The organism is Kitasatospora sp. NEAU-69, assembly GCF_057158765.1.
Genome location: NZ_JBWXUE010000024.1, coordinates 14,763 through 35,624, shown reverse-complemented (window position 1 = coordinate 35,624; position 20,862 = coordinate 14,763). Strand labels below are relative to the sequence as shown.

Annotated in this window: 16 protein-coding genes and 1 tRNA gene; 12 read left to right on the top strand and 5 right to left on the bottom strand. The window is 72.9% G+C overall.

Going from position 1 to position 20,862, the window contains the following annotated elements; translation table 11 throughout:
* The first annotated feature begins 155 nt into the window (after positions 1 to 155).
* From AC060L_RS25860 to AC060L_RS25850, 3 genes are all read left to right on the top strand, one after another.
* Positions 156 to 1,091 carry a phosphatase PAP2 family protein gene (locus tag AC060L_RS25860; protein WP_483801315.1) on the top strand — a complete coding sequence of 312 codons (936 nt, stop codon included), beginning with the start codon at positions 156 to 158 and terminating at the stop codon, positions 1,089 to 1,091.
* Positions 1,092 to 1,426: 335 nt separating this feature from the next.
* Positions 1,427 to 3,724: a murein biosynthesis integral membrane protein MurJ gene (gene murJ, locus AC060L_RS25855; RefSeq protein ID WP_483801314.1), complete on the top strand. Its 2,298-nt coding sequence runs from the start codon at positions 1,427 to 1,429 to the stop codon at positions 3,722 to 3,724.
* A gap of 59 nt (positions 3,725 to 3,783) precedes the next feature.
* Complete coding sequence (locus AC060L_RS25850; protein WP_483801313.1) at positions 3,784 to 4,677, top strand: carbon-nitrogen hydrolase family protein; 894 nt, start codon at positions 3,784 to 3,786, stop codon at positions 4,675 to 4,677.
* A gap of 30 nt (positions 4,678 to 4,707) precedes the next feature.
* Here AC060L_RS25850 and AC060L_RS25845 read toward each other — a convergent pair whose 3' ends face one another.
* Positions 4,708 to 6,282 (bottom strand): PucR family transcriptional regulator, encoded by a 1,575-nt coding sequence (locus AC060L_RS25845; protein WP_483801312.1) that lies wholly within the window; start codon positions 6,280 to 6,282, stop codon positions 4,708 to 4,710.
* 435 nt (positions 6,283 to 6,717) lie between these two features.
* A tRNA-Arg gene (locus tag AC060L_RS25840) sits at positions 6,718 to 6,790 on the bottom strand.
* A 236-nt stretch (positions 6,791 to 7,026) separates the two neighbouring features.
* Between AC060L_RS25840 and AC060L_RS25835 the strand changes: the two genes are divergently transcribed.
* From AC060L_RS25835 to AC060L_RS25815, 5 genes are all read left to right on the top strand, one after another.
* On the top strand, positions 7,027 to 8,064 hold the full coding sequence (locus AC060L_RS25835) for a type 1 periplasmic-binding domain-containing protein (protein ID WP_483801311.1): 1,038 nt from the start codon (positions 7,027 to 7,029) through the stop codon (positions 8,062 to 8,064).
* A gap of 68 nt (positions 8,065 to 8,132) precedes the next feature.
* Positions 8,133 to 8,303, top strand: a complete 171-nt coding sequence (locus AC060L_RS25830; RefSeq protein ID WP_483801310.1) for a hypothetical protein — start codon at positions 8,133 to 8,135, stop codon at positions 8,301 to 8,303.
* A gap of 38 nt (positions 8,304 to 8,341) precedes the next feature.
* Positions 8,342 to 8,947, top strand: coding sequence for a TetR/AcrR family transcriptional regulator (locus tag AC060L_RS25825; protein WP_483801309.1), 606 nt, complete (start codon positions 8,342 to 8,344; stop codon positions 8,945 to 8,947).
* A 161-nt stretch (positions 8,948 to 9,108) separates the two neighbouring features.
* Positions 9,109 to 10,542 (top strand): MFS transporter, encoded by a 1,434-nt coding sequence (locus tag AC060L_RS25820; protein WP_483801308.1) that lies wholly within the window; start codon positions 9,109 to 9,111, stop codon positions 10,540 to 10,542.
* 160 nt (positions 10,543 to 10,702) lie between these two features.
* Positions 10,703 to 12,247 (top strand): acyl-CoA carboxylase subunit beta, encoded by a 1,545-nt coding sequence (locus AC060L_RS25815; RefSeq protein ID WP_483801307.1) that lies wholly within the window; start codon positions 10,703 to 10,705, stop codon positions 12,245 to 12,247.
* 135 nt (positions 12,248 to 12,382) lie between these two features.
* Here AC060L_RS25815 and AC060L_RS25810 read toward each other — a convergent pair whose 3' ends face one another.
* Positions 12,383 to 13,543, bottom strand: a complete 1,161-nt coding sequence (locus tag AC060L_RS25810) for an acyl-CoA dehydrogenase family protein (protein ID WP_483801306.1) — start codon at positions 13,541 to 13,543, stop codon at positions 12,383 to 12,385.
* An 89-nt stretch (positions 13,544 to 13,632) separates the two neighbouring features.
* Between AC060L_RS25810 and AC060L_RS25805 the strand changes: the two genes are divergently transcribed.
* Complete coding sequence (locus AC060L_RS25805) at positions 13,633 to 14,382, top strand: TetR family transcriptional regulator (protein WP_483801305.1); 750 nt, start codon at positions 13,633 to 13,635, stop codon at positions 14,380 to 14,382.
* A 204-nt stretch (positions 14,383 to 14,586) separates the two neighbouring features.
* On the opposite strand, the gene AC060L_RS25800 is transcribed toward AC060L_RS25805, so the two are convergent.
* On the bottom strand, positions 14,587 to 15,693 hold the full coding sequence (locus AC060L_RS25800; protein ID WP_483801304.1) for a ScbA/BarX family gamma-butyrolactone biosynthesis protein: 1,107 nt from the start codon (positions 15,691 to 15,693) through the stop codon (positions 14,587 to 14,589).
* Positions 15,694 to 15,869: 176 nt separating this feature from the next.
* On the opposite strand from AC060L_RS25800, the gene AC060L_RS25795 reads away from it, so the two are divergent.
* Both AC060L_RS25795 and AC060L_RS25790 read left to right on the top strand, forming a co-directional pair.
* Positions 15,870 to 16,529, top strand: a complete 660-nt coding sequence (locus tag AC060L_RS25795; RefSeq protein WP_483801303.1) for a ScbR family autoregulator-binding transcription factor — start codon at positions 15,870 to 15,872, stop codon at positions 16,527 to 16,529.
* 284 nt (positions 16,530 to 16,813) lie between these two features.
* The gene (locus tag AC060L_RS25790) at positions 16,814 to 17,584 is read left to right on the top strand and encodes a polyprenol monophosphomannose synthase (RefSeq protein ID WP_483801302.1); all 771 of its coding nucleotides are present in this window, start codon (positions 16,814 to 16,816) and stop codon (positions 17,582 to 17,584) included.
* Positions 17,585 to 17,718: 134 nt separating this feature from the next.
* Here the strand turns inward: AC060L_RS25790 and AC060L_RS25785 are convergent, their stop codons facing one another.
* Entirely contained in the window at positions 17,719 to 19,785 is a 2,067-nt protein-coding gene (locus AC060L_RS25785) for a hypothetical protein (protein WP_483801301.1), read from the bottom strand.
* 290 nt (positions 19,786 to 20,075) lie between these two features.
* On the opposite strand from AC060L_RS25785, the gene AC060L_RS25780 reads away from it, so the two are divergent.
* Positions 20,076 to 20,810, top strand: coding sequence for a GOLPH3/VPS74 family protein (locus tag AC060L_RS25780; protein WP_483801300.1), 735 nt, complete (start codon positions 20,076 to 20,078; stop codon positions 20,808 to 20,810).
* Positions 20,811 to 20,862: the final 52 nt, after the last annotated feature.

The following is a 20,862-nucleotide window of genomic DNA, read 5'->3' as shown; positions in this document are numbered from 1 at the left end:
CCGGCCACGAAACCGGTGAACCCCTACGCATTTCGGCCAACGTCCGACGCAAACGAATCGATCCCGGCGATCCATACGCCGTGCCCGCACAAAAGATGCGAAATCGCGATGCGTCACCTGCCGGTTCGACTCACGTCACTGGGAAGGTGTCAGCCATGCACCTGACCAGCGTCCCCGACAGCCACAGTGAGCCCCAGCGGCCCACGCTGCACGCCCGGCTCCCCCGCTACGCCGCGGTGGCCGTCGGCGCGAGCGCGCTCTTCGGCGTGCTGCTGGCACTGATCGAGCACCACTGGGGCCCGCTGGCCACCCTGGACGGCGACTGGACGGCCGCGCTGCACGGCCTCGCCCGCCGGCACGCCGCCTGGGCCGCCTCGATGCAGACCATCACCACGCTCGGCGGCCCGACCGTGATGCGCGCGCTGCTCGCGCTGGCGGCCGCCTGGCTCTGGGCGATCGGCGCCCGGACGCTGGCCGGCTGGACGGCGGCACAGGCACTGGTCGGCTGGGGGGTGGAGGCCGCGGCGCAGGCACTGGTCGGCCGCCCCAGGCCGAGCTTCCCCGACCCGGTGGCCCAGGTGGCCGGCCCGGGTTTCCCGTCCGGGCACGCGATGACCGCGGCGATCACCGCGGCGACGCTCGTCGCGCTGGTCTGGCCCCGGGCCGAGCGGTCGGTGCGGATCGTCTGCTGCACGCTGGCCGGCCTCGGGGTCCTGCTGGTCGGCTTCACCCGGATGGCACTGGGCGTGCACTGGCCCAGCGATGTGCTCGGTGGCTGGTTCCTGGCGGTGGCGGTCCTCGGCGGCACCACGGTCGCCGTCGAGCTGTGGCGGCCCGGCGCGCTCTCCCGGGACGTCCGCCGGGTCGACTGGCGCACCAGGCCGCGGGTGCAGAGCGTGCTCGCGAGCTCGGTCCCGTTCCCGGGGCTGCCGGTACCGACCGAGCCGACCGAACCGGACGCGCCGGCCGATCTCGGCGAGCTCAGCGAGATCAGCGATCTCGACGAGCTCGCCGAGTTGCCCGAACTGACCGAGCCGTCCGGACCGCTCGGCGCACGGCAGTTCGACACCCATCGAACTGACGCCTCGTGAGATACCTCACACGAGTGATCCACAACCGTGGTGGGAGGGAAGCGGACAGTATCGTACGACCCCTGCCACTCCCTCCCCAGCCGTTCCAATCCCACGCAAAGGCTGGCAAAACGGGCGCCTAATCAGCAGGTCGCGGCCGCCCGGAGCACCGCCCGCCCGCCCGGCTACGCCGCCGGAGATCTCTGCCACATGGCACAGGGCTCCCCATGAAGTGCCTGGATACGGCAAACTGCTCCGATTGGGTATACCCATGCCCAGCTCGGCGTTCCCGAGCACGACAGCTCGGCGGCAGCCCCGCCGCAGCACCTGCCCAGGCACCGAGCGACGGGGGTCCGATGACCACGCACACGGCGGGTGAGCCGTACGGTTCGTACGGCCCGCCCGAGTCGTACGGGTCGGCTCAGCCGTACCCGGCGCCGCCGTCGCAGGGTCAGGTGGATCCGGGCGGTCAGGGTGGTCCGGGCGGACAGCCGCAGGCGTACCAGCCGAACTACCCGTACAACGAGCCGCCGCCGGGCTACGGACAGCCGCAGGGCCCGTACCCGCAGCCGGGCTACCAGGAGCACCCGCACCCCGGCCAGCAGTACGCGGGCCAGCAGTACGCCGAGCAGCCGTACCCGGATCAGCCCTACCCCGAGCAGGCCTACCAGCAGCAGCCCTACGGCCAGGACGGTCAGCAGCAGGCCTACGGCGCCGACCAGCCCTACCACGTCTCGCAGCCGTACCAGCTGCCGCCGGACTACGGCATGCCGCAGCTCTACGGCGACCCGCCGACCATGTCGCTGCGGACCATCCCCGCGCAGGGCTTCGGCCCGGCCGCCGGCTACGCCCCGCCGGGCGCCGGCCAGCTGCCCCAGCAGCGCGAGGGCGGCACGGCACCCGCCAAGACCGAGAAGTCCGAGGAGGCGACGGCCGGGCGCAACGGGCTGATCATGGCGATCGGCACGCTGGCCTCGCGCGGGCTCGGCTTCGTGCGCAGCGCGGTGCTGGTCGCCGCCCTGGGCACCGGGCCGCTGGGGAGCGCGTTCAACGTCGCCAACACGCTGCCCAACGTGGTCTTCGTGATGCTCATCGGCGGCGCGCTCAGCTCGGTCTTCGTGCCCGAGCTGGTCCGGGCCGCGAAGACCCACGAGGACGGCGGCGTCGCGTACACCGACCGCCTGCTCACGCTCTGCACGGTCGCGCTGGTCGCGCTGACCCTGGTGGCGGTCATCGCGGCACCGCTGCTGGTGACCGTGTACGCCTCGGACTGGACCGGCGCGCAGCGGGACCTGACCGTGGCGCTGGCCCGCTTCTGCCTGCCCGAGATCCTCTTCTACGGGCTCTTCACGCTGCTCGGGCAGGTGCTCAACGCGCGCGGCAGGTTCGGCGCCATGATGTGGGCCCCGGTGCTGAACAACGTCGTGGCGATCGTGGTCTTCGGCCTCTACATCGTGATCGGCGGCCAGGCCCAGTCGGCCGGCAAGGTCACCTCGGGCCAGACGCTGCTGCTCGGCATCGGCACGACGCTGGGCGTCGTCGCCCAGGCGCTCGGTCTGCTGCCCTCGCTGAAGGCCGCCAAGTTCCGCTGGCGCCCGCGCTTCGACTGGCGCGGCGCGGGGCTGGGCGCTCCGCTACGCGCGGCGACCTGGGCACTGCTGCTGGTGGTGGTGACCCAGGTGGCCTTCACCGAACTCACCTCGCTGACCACGAGCGTCGATGAGCTGGGCCAGAAGATCGGCCTGCTCGGCGTCGGCAACGCGGCCTACTCGAACGCGTACCAGCTGTTCGTCGTGCCGCAGGGCGTGATCACGATCTCGCTGGTCACCGCGATCCTGCCGCAGATGTCCCGTGCGGCGACCGAGGGCAACCTGCCGAAGATCGGGGCCGACCTGGCCCGGGTGCTGCGGAACTCGGCCGCCATGATCATTCCGGCGACGGTGCTGTTCATCGCGTTCGCCGGCCAGATCACCCACCTCGCCTACGGCTACGGCAGCCACCAGGGCGTCGGGCTCGCGGTGATCTCCGACGCGCTGCTCGCGTTCGCCATCGGCATCCCGTTCTTCTGCGCGCAGTACGCCCTCGCCCGCGGCTTCTACGCGATGGGCGACGCCCGCACGCCGTTCTGGCTGACCGTGGTCGCCTCCGGCGCCAACGTGCTGCTCTCCTACCTCGCCTACCTCGTGCTCAGCCCGCGCTGGATCGTGGTCGGCATGGCCGCCGCGCAGAGCGTGGCCTGCGTGATCAGCGTGGCGATCACCGGGTGGGCCCTGGCCAGGCGCCTGCGCTCGCTGCCCTCGGCTCCCGAGGACCCGGAGAAGCGGGCCCAGGTGATGCGCGCCGCGCTGAAGAGTCCGCTGCAGAGCGGGCTGGACGGCCGCCGGGTCTTCGGGCTGCACCTGGGCCTGCTGCTCGCCTGCCTGCCCGGTGCGCTGGTCGGGCACTTCCTCGGCGGCGCGGTGGCCGGGGCGCTCGGCGGCCAGTTCTTCGGCAACCTCTTCGGCCTCGGGATCGGCTCGCTGCTCGTGCTGGGCTCGCTCTTCGTGCTGGCGAAGCCGCTCGGGGCCGCCTCGGTCGTCGCCCCGCTGGCCCGCAAACTGCGGCTGCCGTACCCGCAGGCGCCGGAGCCGAGCGGTCGGCGACGCCGGCACTGATCGGCTCGGGACGTCGGCGGATCCACTCGGGACGTCGGCGCTGAGTAGGGTGATCGGACATGACGATCTCGCATGCCTCGACCTCTCATGTCCCGGGCCCGCTCCGCTCCGCCCTGCCGCTCCATCCGCTCAGGATCGCCGCCGCCCAGGCCGCGCCGGTCCGCGGTGACGTGGCCGCGAACGTGGCGCAGGCCGCCGGGCTGATCCGGCAGGCGGGCGCGGCCGGGGTGCGGCTGCTGGTCTTCGCGGAGAAGTTCCTGACCGGCTACGAGCCGGAGCTGATCGCCTCCGACCCGGCCCGCTACACGGTGACCGAGGACGACCCGCGGCTGGCGCCGATCGCCGCCGCCTGCCGGGAGACCGGGACGGCCGCGGTGGTCGGCGCGGCCACCCGGGCGGCCGACGGGCTGCACATCTCGGCGCTGGTCTTCGGCGGCGACGGCGTCGTGGTGACCCGGTACGACAAGCAGCACCTGTTCGGCGCGGAGCCGAAGATCTTCCAGCCGGGCGCGGCCGGTTGCACGCTGGAGCTGGACGGCTGGCGGCTCGGCCTGGGGATCTGCTACGACTCCGGCTTCCCCGAGCACGCCCGGACGGCGGCGCTGGACGGCTGCCACGCGTACCTGGTCGGCGCGCTCTTCGGGGTCGGCGGCGGGCGCCGGCAGGCCCGGGTCTGGTTCCCGGCACGGGCGATGGACAACACGGTCTTCACGCTCATGGCCAACCACGTCGGGCCGACCGGCGGCTGGCAGACCTGCGGGCACAGCGGCGTCTGGGGACCGGACGGGAACCAGCTGGCCGAGCTGGGCGAGACGGACACCGGGCTCGCCATCGCCGAGCTCGACCCCGCGCTGCTGCGCGCGGCACGGGCGGACCTCACGATGCTCGCGGACATCGCCGAGCGGGACGCCGGCATCGCCGGGCTGCCCAGGTCGCAGCACCGCCTCGCCTAGGGTCCGTCCGGCCCTGACGGCTCAGGCGGCTCAGGCGGAGCCGCAGAGCAGCGCCGCCCGCAGGTCGAGCCGGTCGTCGAGCCGGCCGAGATCGCGGGCGGTCAGCTCCTCGATCCGGCGCACCCGGTAGTGGACCGTGTTCACGTGCACGTGCAGGGCCTCGGCGGTGCGGGCCCAGGAGCAGTCGTGGTCCAGGAAGGCGACCAGCGTCGCGAGCAGCGTGCCGCCGGTGTTCCGGTCGTGCTCGGCCAGCGGGTCCAGCAGGCGACGGCGGAACGCTCTCGCCACCTCCGCCGGGATCCCGCGGACCAGTGCGGCCAGCGAGTCCAGCTCGGTGCTGGCCCCGACCGAGCAGCCGGCACCGGCGGTCGCCGCGGCCGCGTCCAGCGCGTACCGCGCCTGGCGCAGGCCGGCCACCAGCTCGGCCGGTGGGCGCAGCGTGCGCGGCCCGACCCCGGCGCGCAGCAGGTGCCGGGCGGGCAGCCGGGCCTGCAGCCGCGGCCAGACCTCGCGCAGCCCGGCCGCCAGCTGCGCAGGGTCCTCGCAGACCGCGACGCCCACCGCCCGGCCCTGCTGGTCCGCGCCGACCGCGAACGCGTCGGTGTGCACCGACCGCAGCGCCTCCGCGAGCGCCTCGGCGGCCCAGGGGGCGTCCAGGCCGTCGATCCGGGCGGCCAGCGGGACGAGCGAGGCCCCGGCCGGCAGCCCGCAGGCGGCCAGCGCCTCGGCGAGCTCGGCGGGGCGGCCGGCGGGCTCGCCGGTGAGCAGCGCCGCGAGCCGGGCACCCGCCCGGCGACGGTCCGCGGCCTCGCCGCGGCTGCGGGTCCACAGCGTGGCCAGCACGTCGGCCAGGCCGTGCAGCACCGCTGCCCGGCCCTGGTGGCCAGGCCCGAGGTGCGGGTAGAGGTACCAGCCGTCGAACGGCGTCTCGCCGCCCTCCCCCACCGGCAGCGCGAGCACCGCGCCGACCGCGGGCTCCTCACCGCCGGGGCTGGGCAGCGCACGGCGGACCGCCTCCGGGTCGGGATCGGCCGCGCCGGTCGAGGTGGCGATGGTCCGGCCCGACGAGGAGACCAGTGAGCAGGGGCCGCAGCCGATCCGGGAGACCGCCCGGTCCAGCACCACGGCTGCCGGCGCGCCCGAGTACATCAGCTCGACCAGTTCCCGCCGGACGCCCTCCGGCACCGCCGCCGTCTCCGCGGCCCCGGATCTCAGGTCGCCCCAGAGCCTCAGGTAGACCCGGTCGGTGACGGCCCGGAAACTGGTCCCGGCCGGGACGGACAGCAGCGGTATCGCGTGCACCCGGCAGGCCTCGACCAGCCCGGCCGGCACCTCGCCGTGGGTCCCCTCGCCGGCCAGCAGCGCGGCCACCCCGGCGCTGCGCAGCGAGGTCGCGAAGCGCAGCGCGAGCGCCTGGGCGGCCGGGTGGTCCGGCTGCCACCAGACCAGGCCGGAGAGCACCAGCTCACCCGGCTGCAGGTACCGGGCCGGGTCCTGCAGATCGGTCGATGTGACGCCCGTGACCGGGCGATCGAGCAGTTCCGGGGTTCCCCAGGCCAGCTGCAGGCGCAGCTCCGGCACCTCCAAGAGGTCTCCGACGATCATCCGCTGCTCCTCGTGCCGCGCGCCGAAAGCCGACGCTGCACCCGGCCGGCCCTCTTATCAGCCAGGGATTCAGGTGCACAGGCATCGTAAATGCAAGGCCTGAAGCCCAGAAGCCCCTTTTTTCGATCATCCACATGCCGGACTCCGCGAGCCGCAGCACCGGGGAAACGGCCATGCCGCCTCCCCGACGGTGAGTAGCACTGGATCACCATCAGCGTAGCGAAGTTGACATGCCCTCGGACCGGATCGGCCCCCCGCTCGACCCGACCCCGAGCCGCGCGGCAGCGGAACGGCAGGACAGTCCGCAGCGCATCGACAGCGCATCGACGGCGCAATCGACGGTGCGTCAGGTCGGCGGAACGACAAAGGGCCAGTTCTCGAAGGATCACCTTCGCGAACTGGCCCTCAACGCGTCACGCGCCATGTCTGGCTCTGTGCCCCAGGCAGGATTCGAACCTGCGACACCAGCTTTAGGAGAGCTGTGCTCTATCCCCTGAGCTACTGGGGCAAGGGACCGAAGACAGCGTAGCGGATCACACCGACGGAGTCCGCTTCCACCGCCACCCCGCCCCCGGACTGCGCCGTCGGGGCGCCGGGCCGGAAGGTCACGGGCGGATACCAAGCCTCGGTGGATCGATACCCACCCCTTGACTGTGGCAGGTGGCAGCCGCTGTCATGTGGCGAATCGTTGGAATCAGTTCGTTTCTGATTGCTTGTCGAATTCGCTCAACGGAGAGCCAACACATGTACACAAAACGCCGCCGTCCTGCGGCAGTCCTGGCCGGCCTGCTGGTCGCGCTGAGCCTGACGGCCTGTTCGAGTGGGCCGCAGGGAGGCGGCGGGGACGGCATCGCCAAGGCGACGGGGGCGATCTCGCTCACGTACCTGCAGAAGCAGGCCGACCAGGGCTACTTCGTCGACGAGGCGGCCGGGGCCAAGGCCAGGGCGGCGCAGCTGGGGGTCGCGCTCAAGATGGTGGATCTGGGCAGCGACTCCGGCAAGGCGGTCACCGAGGTCAAGGCAGCCGTGGCCCGGCACGACCAGGGGGTGATCATCGTGGCGCCCGACCCCTCCGTCGGGCCGCAGGTCACCCAGGTCACCAAGGCCGCGGGGACGGCACTGCTCGGATCGGACGACGAACTCTGCTCGGCCAATGCGGATCCAGGAGCCTGCGCGCACCAGGACCTGGTGCCCCGGGTCGGGTTCAGCGGCGAGCAGATCGGCGACCAGCTCGGGCAGCGGGCCGCGAAGGAGTACCAGCAGGCCGGCTGGGCGGCGGCGGACACCCGGATCATCTCGGCCTGGGAGCAGGACGTGACGGTCTGCGGCGACCGGGTCAACGCGGCCGGGGAGGCGTTCTTCACGGTGGCCGGGCAGCTGCGCACGCTGGACGTGGACACCGACAACTCGCAGGCCGGCGCGCGGAAGCAGGTGGCCCTGACGATCAGCGCCAACCCCGGCGTCAAGCACTGGATCGTGCTGGGCTGCAACGACGAGAACGTCCAGGGCAGCCTGGACGCGCTGCAGGCCGCCGGAGTCGGTGCCGGGGACGTGATCGGGATCGGCATGGGCGGCTACCTGGCCTGCAAGGACTGGAGCGGCGGCGGACCGACCGGCATGCGGGCCGCGCTCTACATCAGCGGCGCGGACGTCGGCGCGCTGGCGGTGCAGACCATGGTGGACAAACTGCGCGGCGGAAAGGCCTTCCCCGCCGAGTCGTTGGCGCCGACGACCATGGTGGATCCGAGCAACTGGCAGTCCTCAGGCCTGAAGTGCAGCTGACCCACGGCAGCGGACGGTGGCCGTCATCGCTTATCCGTTGTTGATCGACGGCGGCTACCGTCCGGTACGTGAACAGCCGGAGCATGAACGAGACGATCAGCGCACCGCCGGAGTGGTGTGAGGGCAGCGACCTGGACAACTTCGTCGCACTGCTGAACGGACTGAAGGAGTCACTGGCGGCCGAGGCCCCCCGGGCCGACCAACCGGGTGGCCGATCGGCGACCGACCCGACATTCTGAACTATCCGGTTGGTTTGTCATTCGGCTACCCTCCCCCCATGGCCGAGACACCCAAGGGTCAGCTGACCCGCACCAAGCTGCTGGAAGCCGCCCAGCGGGAGTTCTCCGAGTACGGGCTGGCCGGCGCCCGCGTCGATCGGATCGCCGAGACCGCGGGCGTCAACAAGCAGCGCATCTATGCCTACTTCGGCAACAAGGAGGCGCTGTTCTCCGCCGTGCTGAGCCGGGTCTACGAGAACATGGGCGCCAGCGTGCCGGTCCCCGACACGGAGGAGGGGCTGCGCGCGTACGTCGGCCAGGCCTTCGACTACCACCGCGAGTCCGACGACCTGGTCCGACTGCTCGCCTGGGAGGGCCTGCACTACCGCGACCGGCCGATCCCGGACGAGGCGGAGCGCGAGGCGTACTACACCAACAAGGCCGCCGCACTGAGCGTCGCGCTCGACATCGACGACCCGGCGGCGGCCGCGCGGGTGCTGATCGCGCTGATCGGGCTGGCCTCCTGGCCGTTCATCGTGCCGCAGCAGCGCCGGCTGATGCTCGGCCCGGAGAGCGACACCGAGGCCGGCTGGAAGCTGCTGCGCGCCACCATCGTCGCGCACGGGCACTCGATCATCGACCGGGTGCTGGAGGGCGGCACCTGAGGCCCACCCGTCGTCAGAGAGCTTTCACAGCAGGGGAGTCCGATCTCATCGGGCTCCCCTGCTGCCGTCTCCTGACATCTTCTCAGAGAAAACCAACTAGATGGTTGTGCGCCGGACCGGATCGGGCTACGTTCGTACCCACCCGAGAAATGGAGACGACCATGGCAACGACCGACTCGGCGCTCGGCACCCGCCCGGGCCCGCCGGCGGACACCGACCCGCGCACCGACCCCCCCGCCCCGCGCCGGGTGTCGCCGCACACCGTGCTGGCCGCCGCGCTGCTCGCGTTCTTCGTGATCTCGCTCGACGGCTCGGTCGTCAACGTCGCGCTGCCGGCGATCGCCGGCAGCCTGCACGGCACCATGGCCGCCCTGCAGTGGATCGTCGACGGCTACACGCTGATGTTCGCGGCCTTCATGCTCTCGGCCGGCACGCTCTCGGACCGGATCGGCGCCAGCCGCGCGTACGCCGTCGGCCTCGCCGCGTTCACCGTCGCCTCGGCCGCCTGCGGACTCGCCCCCGAGCTGGGCACGCTGGTCGTCGCCCGGATGGTGCAGGGTGCGGCCGCCGCGCTGATGGTGCCGGCCTCGCTCGCCCTGATCCGGCAGAACTACGCCGACCCGGGCAAGCGGGCCCGCGCGATCGCGATCTGGACGGCCGCCGGCGCCGTCGCGGTGGCGGTCGGCCCGGTGGTCGGCGGCCTGCTCACCAGCGGGCTGAGCTGGCGGGCGGTCTTCTACCTCAACCTGCCGGTCGGCGTGGTCGGCCTGGCCCTGCTCGGCCGGATCCCCCGCTCCGCCCGCAGCCGGGCGCCGCTCGACCTGCCCGGCCAGCTCTCCGTGGTGGTCTCGCTGGCCGCGCTCACCTACGCCGTGATCGAGGGCGGCCGGGGCGGCTGGGGCAGCGTCAGCGTGCTGGGCACACTGCTGCTGGCGGTCGTCGCGATGGGCGGCTTCGTCGCCGGCCAGGCCCGGCGCAAGCAGCCGATGGTGCCGCTGAGCCTCTTCAGGTCGCGCACCGTGCTGGTCCTGCTGGCGGCCGGCTTCACCCTCAACGCGGTCTTCTACGGCGCCATCTTCCTGCTCGGGATGTACTTCCAGCAGGTGCGCGGCTCCTCGCCGGTGAGCACCGGCGCGATGTTCATCCCGATGTGCGCGCTGATCGCCGTGGTCAACCTGGCCGGCGTCAGGCTGGCCGCCCGCCGGGGTGCCCGGGTGCCGATGACGCTGGGTCAGCTCGCGATGGCCGCCGGGGCGCTGCTGATGCTCACGGTCACCCCGCACAGCCCGATCCTGGTCCCGGTGCTGCTCCTGGTCCCGATCGGCCTCGGCGGCGGGCTCGCGGTGCCCTCACTGACCGCCGCACTGCTGGAGAACATCGACGCCGAACGGGCCGGCACCGCCGCCGCCCTGCTCAACACGAGCCGGCAGGTCGGGAGTTGCCTGGCGGTGGCGGTCTTCGGCGCGCTGATCGCCGACCGCGCCTCGTTCATGAACGGCCTGGACACCAGCTTCGTGGCCTGCACCGTGATGCTGCTGGTCACCGCGGCCGGCACCGCACTGCTGCTGCCGCGGCCGGGGACCCGGAAGGGATGACGAGAAGCGGCACTGACGACAGATCCCGAGCCCCCGCCGCCGGTCACATCGGTCGCGGGGGCTCTGGCATGTCACCGCGAATCAAATACCTTCACAACGGAATGTTAGCCTGCCATCATGGCGCCATGCCCACCGCCGACCTTGGGAGACTCGCGCGACCATGACCGTGCTCCAGGAGCGCCCCGTCGCCCAGTCCCAGCCCGGACCAGCGCCTGCCAAGATACCCGCGCGGGGTCGACTCAGTGCTCGTGAGCGGATCGAACTCCTGCTGGACGAAGGGTCGTTCACCGAGCTCGACGCACCGCTCCGCAGCCGCGCGGGCGGACTGGAGCCGGCGCCGAGGCGGCCGTACGCCGACGGCCTGGCGGCCGGCTGGGGCACCGTGCACGGCAGGACCGTCTTCACCTACGCGCACGACCTCCAGGACTTCCGCGGTGCCCACGGCGAGGCGCACGCGGCCAGGATCCACCAGCTGATGGACCTCGCGCTCGCCGCCGAAGCCCCGCTGGTCGGTCTGAACGACGGTGGCGGCAGCCGGAACCGGGACGGCGCCTCGGGCCTGGCGGGCTACGGCGGGATCCACACCAGGAACGTGCTGGCCTCCGGCGTCATCCCGCAGATCAGCGTGCTGCTCGGCCAGTCCGGCGGCGGCGCGGCGGACTCCCCCGCGCTGACCGACTTCGTCTTCACGGTGCGCGGCGGCGCCCGGCTGTACGCCGTCGGATCCGACACGGCGTCAGCGGTGAGCGGTGGGCGGGTCCACCGGAGCGGACTCGACGCGTCCGGCGGGGCCGGGTCCGGGGCCGACCGGCGCACCACCGTCTCCGAGGTGGCCGCCGCGTACGACGACGAGACCGGCTGCCTGCGGGACGTGCGCCACCTGCTCTCGCTGCTGCCGGCCAACAACCGGGAGCTCCCCCCGGTCGCGCACACCGGCGACGATCCCGAACGGCGCTGCGCGGCGCTGCTCGACCTGGTGCCGGGCGAGCCCGGCCGGGCGTACGACATGCGCCGGGTGATCGGGGAGATCGTCGATGACGGCGCGTTCTTCGAGATCCGGCCCGGCTGGGCGGAGAGCCTGATCTGCGCGCTGACCCGGCTCGACGGGCAGGTGGTCGGGGTCGTCGCCAACCAGCCTGCCGTGCCGGGCGGCGCACTGGACGGCGCACTGGACAGCAGGGCGGCCGAGAAGGGCGCCCGCTTCGTGCGGTTCTGCGATGCCTTCAACATCCCGCTGGTCACCCTGGTGGACCTGCCCGGCCTGCTGCCCGGCAGCGGCGGGGAGACCGGGCAGCGGGCAGGCGGGCCGGAGGCCGGGCAGCAGGACGCCGGGGTCATCCGGCATGGTGCGAGGCTGCTGCACGCGTACTGCAAGGCGAGCGTCCCGCGGATCTCCCTGGTGCTGCGCAAGGCCTACGCCGGTGCGCGCACGGGGGCGGCGGACTCGCGCCCGACCGGCAGCGAGCTCTCGCCCGGCAGCGGCTTCGCGCTCGGCACCGACCTCGCGCTCGCCTGGCCGGCCGAGCCGGCCACCGGGCCCGGTGTCGAGCCGGGTGACGAGCGCATCCGCCCCGCGCGTTGCCCGGCGGACGAGGTCATCGATCCGTGCGACACCCGGTCGGTGCTGATCCGCTCGCTGGCCAGGCTGCGCGCGGTTCACTCCAACACCGCGCACGCCCAGTTGCCCGGCTGCCAGTCCGCGTGATGACCGCCCACGACGCCGCCCGCACCGGCGCGGCCCGGACCGGCCACTCCCTGGAGCGTGCCGCCCTGCCCGACCGGTCCGATGCCCGCTGAAACCGGCCCGGCCGGATCACTCTCCCCGGCCCGCCCGGCCCGCTCAGTCCTCCGTGTCGAGCACGGCCCGCGCGTACACCTCGGCAACCGGCTCCAGCCGGAGCACCCGGTGTGCGGCGATGGTGTGCACGTCCCGCCAGCGGCGCTGGAGTTCGTCGCCCGGGCCGCGGACGTGCGCCCCGCCGACGCGCAGCAGCCGGTCCACCGCACCGAGCAGAAGGTCGCAGGCGACGGCGGCATCACGCTGGTTGCCGGCCACCAGCAGCGGCGTGACCGGCTCGGTGTCCGCGCGCTGCGCGGCCCGGGTCAGCAGCAGTTCGGCCGCGTCGATGTGCCCGGACGCGATGGCCAGTGTCTCGCGCACCGCCGCGCTCTCGTGGTTGGACGGCCCGGCTCCGCGCGGCTTCGCGGCGGCCCAGTCGGCCCACAGCTGAAGTGCCCGGCGGGCGGCGCCCAGCGCGGCGGCGCAGAAGGTGGTGCCGCCCGCCAGGTGCGCGGGGACGATGTGCCGCTCGGTGCGCTGCGGCCGCCCCTCGACCAGCAGCAGGTCGCTCCAGAGGAAGGAGCGGTGCTGCGGCACGAGGACGTTCTTGGCCACCACGGTGTGGCTTCCGGTGCCGCGCAGCCCGGTGCCGTCCCAGGTGTCCAGCACGGTGACCTCGCCGGCCGGCACCGCGAAGACGCGTACCCGCCCGCCGCCCTGGAACGGCTCGGGCGAGGCGAGCAGCACCCAGTCCGCGAAGTCGATTCCACTGACCAAGGGCCAGCTCCCGTTCACTCTCCAGCCGTCGCCCTCGCGCAGCGCGGCGCCGGCGGGCGGCGCGAGCGCGGCGGCTATCCGGACGTCCGGCGAGGCTCCCCACAGCTCCCACTGGCCCTGCTCCGGCAGATGGGCGGCATAGCGGCCGTGGGTGGCCCAGAGCGCCCCGCACCAGGCCGCCGAGGAGCAGCCCTCGGCCAGAACGGCGGCATCGGCGAACAGGTCGGCGAAGGTGCCGTCCCGGCCGCCCCAGCGGCGCGGGACGAAGTACCCGGGCAGGCCGGCGGCGGTCACCGCCGCGACCGTCTCGTCCGACAACCGCCCCTCCTGGTCCGCCTGCTGGGCGTGGGCGGAGGCCAGCCGGGCGGCCTGGCGCACCGGTTCGCGCGCGGTCGGCGCCCAGCCGGTCGCCGCGGGGGCGCTGTCCACCCAGGTGTTCGTCATGCCGGAGAACTCCTCTACAGAAAAGTGCATTCAGGACGGTATTATTTTAGCGTCAGTCAACTACCTTGCCCCGAAGGGGAGTCACGCAGATGAAACAGGAACGCTCGCGCCGCACCCATGAGAAGGTGCTGGACGCGGCAGCCGTCGAGTTCTCCCGGCACGGCTACCCGCGGGCCAACCTCCAGCACGTCGCCGACCGCACCGGACTGACCAAGGGTGCGCTGTACGGCCACTTCGCCTCCAAGGAGAAGCTCGCCCAGACGCTGACCGAACAGCTGGACCAGGTGGTGGACGCGCTGATCGCGCAGGCCGCCGCCGCGGACCCACCCGGACTCGACCAACTACGCACGCTCACCGTCGCGCTGGCCGAGCGGATCGAGTCGGACGTGCGGACCAACGCGGCGCTGCGCCTGGTGATGGACGAGGCCCAGACGGGCCAGGATCCACCCGCGTTCCTGGACAACCTGCGCAGCCTCGCCGACGAGGTCGCGGAGGGTGCCCGGCCGGCACCCCAGCTCGCACCCCAGCCGGCCCGACAGGCAGCACAGCCGCCGACGCAACAGCCGACGCCACTGGCCGAGCTGGTGATCGTCACGCTGGTCGGCGCCTACTACAGCAGCCCGGGCCCGGAGCGGCACGGCCTGGCGGGCCGGGTCCGCGCCATCTGGGACGCCTTCGTCCCCGCCGGACTCGCCCCCGCCGACAGCGTCGCACCGACAGTCGGCACCAACCCGACCGACGAGACCGACCCGAGCGACGAGACCAACCCGACGGAGGACCTCGACCTGCTCGCGGACAGACCGCCGGTACCCACCGAGAGCCAGCCCGTGGCCGGCTAGGGCCTGTCGTCAAACCCCCTTCGTCGCCCGCAGGGCGGCTTGGCGGCGTCAGGTGCGTGCTCTCGGCGTGCCGGGCACAGGCCCTCGTACTGGACGTACTTGGGTCTGCGCCCGGTGCGGCGAGAGTGCGTGCATGGCGTCGCCGAGCAGAAGGGGGTTTGACGACAGGCCCTAGGGCTGTCCGGCGGAGCCTGCCGGGCAGCGCTAGGCAGGTCGGCCGGTGGTCGCCCAGATCGCCCGCGAGGCCGCGACCACCCGGCCGGCCTGCACGGCGTCGATCTCCAGGTGCACCCGGCCCGGCACCGACCCGGGCCGGGGCTCGCGCGGCATCAGGTAGATCGGCTCGTCCAGCTCCCCGAAGGCCCGGCAGTCCACCTCCAGGCCGACCAGCGAGCGCGGCCCGAGCTGCACACCGGCCATGCTGCCGCAGACGGCGTTGCCGTGGTGCACCAGCAGGTGGCCGAGCTGGCGGAAGCCCTCGGACGCGACCATCAGCGGCAGATGGTCGCTCGGGTGGTCGAAGTAGATCGCGTGCCCGGTGTCCACCATCAGCTGCCAGGGTCCGCCCGGCCGACGGGCCAGCAGGCTGTCCTTCACCCGCTGCCGGCCCACCGCCGACGCGCGGACCCGCTCCGGGAGCAACGAGGCCGCCCCGGCCACCGGGCCGGCCTGCACCATCACGGCCGGTGCCACCACGGCCGGCGCGCCCGCCGGCCGGGCGCCGCGGCCGCGCAGCATCGTGTACCGCTTGTCGTCCACCGCGATCAGTTGGAGCGCGCCGCGACCGCAGGCCTTCCCGCCCACGGTCAGCACCACTTCGATCCGCATCCCGAAGCGCTGCGGCGGCCGGTGGTTCACCCAGAGCAGCTGGGCCTCCAGCACGACCGGCAGCGGTTCGCCGACGACCCGCAACAGCTCCGGATCGGTAATCTCGAAATCCGCGCCGGAAGCGATGAAACGGTACGAGAGCGGAACGTCGAAGTACCGGTGCGACAGGTACACGAGCGCCTGGCGGATCGTCTCGGCGAACAGCAGCGAATCGCTCAGCCCGCCCGGGCCCGGCGCATAGACCGCATGATCACGCGGCCATTGCGCCGCGACCAGGAATTCGTGCTCTCCTCTTCGCTGGGTGTCGGTGAGCAGCACCTCCGCGACCGCGGCCTTGTGGACCAGTTGGCGCGGCACCGGCTGTCCGAATCGCAGCCCGTGGCCGCGCTCGCAGTACAGTTCCGGGCCGGGCACGGAAGGCGGCTGAATGGTCGCGACGTTCCCCATGGTGTCGGCGGCGGCGGTGGTGGCAGGCTGATGCATGGTCTGTCCCCTCAGTGAAGAACTCACGCAGACGTCATCAGCGGCGCACTGCTTGCGCTCGCCGAATCCGGGATTACGATACATTCCCGAAGGTATACTTCAAGGGTTTTCAGCCATCGGCGAGCGCTTCCCCAGAGCGCCGGCAGCCCCCACAACGCGCAATCAGGAAGGGCGACATGGCCGCGGAGAGCACGACCGGAACAGCGCCGGCCAGCCAGCGGGCAACCGGACCGCGCAAGCCCGCCGGCCTCAAGCAGGAGCGTGCCGTGCGCACCCGGGGCGTGGTGCTGGACGCAGCGGCCGAGGCGTTCGCGGCGAAGGGCTTCCCGGCCGTCACCGTCCTCGACGTCGCGGAGCTGGCCGGCGTGACCAAGGGGGCCGTCTACTTCCACTTCACCAACAAGGAGGCGCTCGCCCAGGCCGTGGCCGAGGACTTCTACTACCGGCTGGGCGTGATCAGCGAGGAGGTGCGCCAGTCCGGGCTCTCTCCGCTCGAAGCGGTGGCCGACCTGCTGACCCGCACCGGGCTGGCGTTCCGGGACGACCGGACGATCCAGGCCGGCGCCCGGCTGCAGATCGAGCGATCGCTGATCGGGGCGGACCTGCCGACGCCGTACCTCGGGTACTCGGAGGCGGTCACCTCCCTGCTCCGACAGGCCAAGGAGGCCGGGCAGTTGTCGGCCGACACCGACACCTCGGTGCTGTCCCGGGTGCTGGTCAGTGCCTTCTTCGGGGCCCAGCACATGTCCTGGGTGCAGAGCGACCGCGCCGACATCGAGGAGCGGGTGCGGGAGCTGCTGCTGGTGATCGTGCCCCGGCCGGAGCGGCGGGGCTGAGGCGACGCCGCTGGTCAGGGTGTTCGACTGCGGCTTGATGCCGTGTCCGGCGTCACACCGCCACGGAGCGCCCGGCGCCCCACACAGGGCGTTCAACCCCGGTACCCCGTGCCCGTACCACGGGCTGGCTAACAGCCTTCCGCCGGAGGTCGCTACCATCGGCTCTGGTGATGAACCCGTACCAGATACTCCCGGTGGACAGCCCCGGGCCCTGCGGGCGGTTCGCACACCTACGCGATTTGCCGCGTCCAGGGTGGACGCGGCGCAACCCGAAAGGCTCGCACGTGACTGCGCCCCAGGAGCACTCCTTCGCCGATCTCGGCAAGGTGCTGGTCATCATTCCGACCTACAACGAGGCCGAGAACGTCGAACGGATCGTCTCGCGGGTCCGTGCCGCCGTCCCCGAGGTGCACGTCCTGGTCGCCGACGACAACAGCCCGGACGGCACCGGCGAGATGGCCGACAAGATCGCTGCCGTGGACGGCAACGTCCACGTCATGCACCGCAAGGGCAAGGAGGGCCTCGGCGCCGCCTACCTGGCCGGTTTCCGCTGGGGCATCGACAACGGCTACGACGTCCTGGTCGAGATGGACGCCGACGGCTCGCACCAGCCCGAGGAGCTCTACCGCCTGCTCGGTGGCCTGCGCGGCGCCGACCTGGTGATGGGCTCGCGCTGGGTGCCCGGCGGCAAGGTGGTGAACTGGCCGAAGTCGCGCCTGCTGCTCTCGCGCGGCGGCTCGACCTACTCGCGCCTGATGCTCGGCGTGCCGATGCGCGACGTGACCGGTGGCTACCGCGCGTTCCGCAAGGAGACCCTGATCGGCCTCGGCATGGACCAGGTCGCCTCGGCGGGCTACTGCTTCCAGGTTGACCTGGCCTTCCGCACCGTCCAGGCCGGCTTCAAGGTCGCCGAGGTGCCGATCACCTTCGTCGAGCGCGAGCACGGCGCCTCGAAGATGAGCAAGAACATCGTCGTCGAGGCGCTCTGGCGGGTCACCGTCTGGGGCATGCAGAACCGCCTCGGCAAGCTGACCGGCAAGGGCGGCCGCAAGTAGCAGCCCGCACGGCCGGCAGCGCCGGTTGAACGCCGAAGGGCCCGTACGCGGTGCGTACGGGCCCTTCGGCGTTCAACCGCGTCCGACTGCGGACAGACCGGCAGGCTCAAGCCGGCCGGTTCAGGCCAACCGGTTCAGGCCGGCCGGCTCAGCCGGGAGGCGATCGACGGCGGCGCCAGGTCGTGCTGCAGCGTCACCGGGACCTCCACCTTGCCGGGGCCGTCGCCCGCCGTCAGCGTGCCGACCTGGGTGCCGGCCTTGGCGCTGTGGCCGATCCCGCCGATGGCCGGCGTGAGCGTCAGGCTGGTCGAGATGCCCGTCCAGCCGGCCACCGTGACGTCCTTCGCGGCGACCAGCGGGACCCGGCCGCCGAGGCCGTCGTCCAGGTAGCCGACCACGTCGCCCTGCTTCGCCAGGGTCTGCCCGGTCAGCGCGTTCTGACCGGCCGTGATGATCTTCGAGCTGACGGTCTGGGCCGCCTTGATGATGTTGTCGGTGGCCGTCGGCGGCTGACCCAGCGTCACGCCGACCAGCACCTGCCTGGTCCCGCCGACGTCCTTCGTGGCGGCCCACATCAGGCAGCTGCCGGCCGGCGTGCTGGAGCCGGTCTTGGTGCCGATGACCCCGGTGTTGCCGCTGATCAGCGCGTTCGTGTTGGTGATCCGGACGCCGTTGATGGTGGCCGCGGGCTCGGCCACGATCTGCATGAGGATGTCCTCCTTCAGCGCCACCTCGGCGAGCTTGAGCTGGTCCTTCGCGGTGCTCTTAGTGTTGTTGCTGTAGCCGGCCGCGTCCGCGTAGGTGGTGTTCGCCATGCCGAAGGTCACCGCCTGGTCGTTCATCTTCTTGACGAACGCCTCCTCCGAGCCGGAGTCCCAGCGGGCCAGCAGCCGGGCGATGTTGTTGGCGCTCGGCAGCATCAGCATCTCCAGCGCTTCGTACTCGCTGATCTGCTGGCCCTCGGTCACCTTCGCGGTGGACTGGTCGGAGTCGCCGGACTCCTGCGCGGCCGCCTTGTCGACGGTCAGCAGCGGGCCGGACTCACCCTTCTTCAGCGGGTGCTCCTGGAGGATCAGGTACGCGTTCATCACCTTGGTCACGCTGGCGATCGGCACCGGGGTGTTCTCCGGGCCCGAGCTGCCGAGGCTGCCCAGGCCGACCACCTCGGCGGCGGCCTGGCCCTTGGCCGGCCAGGGCAGCGCGAGCGGGTCGCCGGCGAAGGTGAAGGAGCCGGCCGCGGTCTGCTTGAGCTTGGCGGCGGGCAGCGGGCGCAGCAGCTGGGCCACCGCGAGGGCGCCGGCCACCAGGGCCAGGAAGAGGGTCCAGACGGTGATCCGGGTGACCGCGCGGCGCAGCCGGGAGGCCGGCGGGTTCAGCGCGGCGAGCACCTCCATCGCCTCGCCGGTGTTCTCCGGGCCGGCCGGGAGCTGGGGACCGGACGGCGGTGCGCCGGGCGGCTGTGCAGGGGGTGGCCCGGCCGGGAGCACGGGCGCCGGGGTGGCCGCCGGGGTCGCGCCGACCGAAGCGAACGCCAGCGCGGGCTCGCGGTACGGCTCAGGCTCGCCGTCGGCCGCCACGGGCGCCGCGGCGGCGATCGTGGCCGCCCGGGGCCCGGGAGCGGGTTCTGACGCGGGCTCGGGCTGGGGCTCGGGCTCTGACGCGGGCTGGGGCTCGGACGCGGCGACGGGCTCCGGGGCGGGGACGGGCTGCGGCGGGGCCGGCGCCTCGACCGTCAGCTCCGCCGGCACCCGCATGCGGACCGTCAGATCCGGCTCGGCCGGCACCGGGTTCTCCACCGTCAGCTCGTCCGCCGCCGAGCCGGCCGCCCCGACCGGCCGCCCAGCCCCGACAGCCCCGGCGACCCCGGTGGACCCGGTCGGCTCGGCCGTCGCTCCCGTTTCCACCGGTACTACGTCAGGTTCCGGCTCGGCGGCCGCTGACACCGTCTCAGCTCCGTCCTCGCCCTCGTTCCGAATGGCGAGACGCGGATCGACGGCCAGCGGCTTCGCCCGGTCCGGCTCGGTGGCCGGGACCGGCTCGGGATCGGGCATACGCAGGAAGGTCGTCGCGTTGTCCGCATCGCGGACGCGGATCTGGACAGTCGGGCCGCCCTTCGGCGCCGTCCCGGCTCCCGCCGCCGGGCCGTCCGCCGGCTGCTCCCGCTCCCCGTCGTCGTGCACCTGCTCCGGGGCCTCGCCCACGTGTCCCGACCTCCTCGTGTTCATCTGCCGCGGGGGCTCCCGCCACCGCCCGTCCACCTGTACAGTCTCCGCCACCGGCGGCCGATCACCGGTCGCCACACCCCGTCCGACCGGCGGTTATTCCGGGCCCGCGGCCCGTCCACGGCTCAGACGCGGCCCGCGCCGACCACGGTTCCCCGCCCACGGCGGCCGCCCGGGAGTTCCCGCCGCAAGGTCACGATTCGGAGGCGTACTCGACAAGCCCGTGTGAGAGGCGTCACTCTGTCATTCATCCACGCGGGGAGGCTTGGATGGGCAAGAGCCGCAGAACTATTCCCGAGGAACTCTTGCTGCTCGCACTGGACCCGACCACGGGTACCACTGCGCAGCCGCAGACCCTCGACCTCGGACTCGCCGGGGCACAGCTCGTCGAGCTGTCCCTGGCCGGAAGGATCGTCCCGGACGGAGACCGGATCGCCGTGGTGCTGCCACGGCCCACCGGCGACCCGACACTGGACCACGCACTGGAACTGCTGCGCCGTCGCGGCAGCCCGGTGCGGGCCGCGCACTGGATCGGCGGGCCCCGACTGGGGCTTCGGCAGACCTATCTGGCGCACCTGGAGCGGTGCGGCATGGTCGCCGCCGTGCCGGGTCAGGTGTGCGGGGTACTGCCGACAACGCGTTACCAGGCGTCGGACGACTGTACGAACGCTGCCATCAAGCAGCGTCTGGACACCGCGATCCGCACCGGCGTGCCACCGGACCCCAGAACGGCCGCACTGGCCGCACTGGCGCACGCGGTGGGCCTGGGCAAGCACCTGTACCCGGGTAACGAGGGCCGGTCCTCAAGGTCACGCCTGCGCGACCTGATCCGCTACGACCCGCTCGGCGGGATGGTCGCGCACGCCGTCCTGGACGTGCAGAACGGCCTTCCGGCCCAGCAGAGTCGTAACGGCACGGCCGGTCGCGCACCGGCCGCCCGGAGCAGCTCGGAGTCGGTCCCGCAGGGCCGGGACGCCGCACCCAGCCGGGTCGGCGCCCGATGACCGGCCACGGCGGGCCCGCCCGGCGTCCCGGTCACCCGCCGGCCGGCTGACG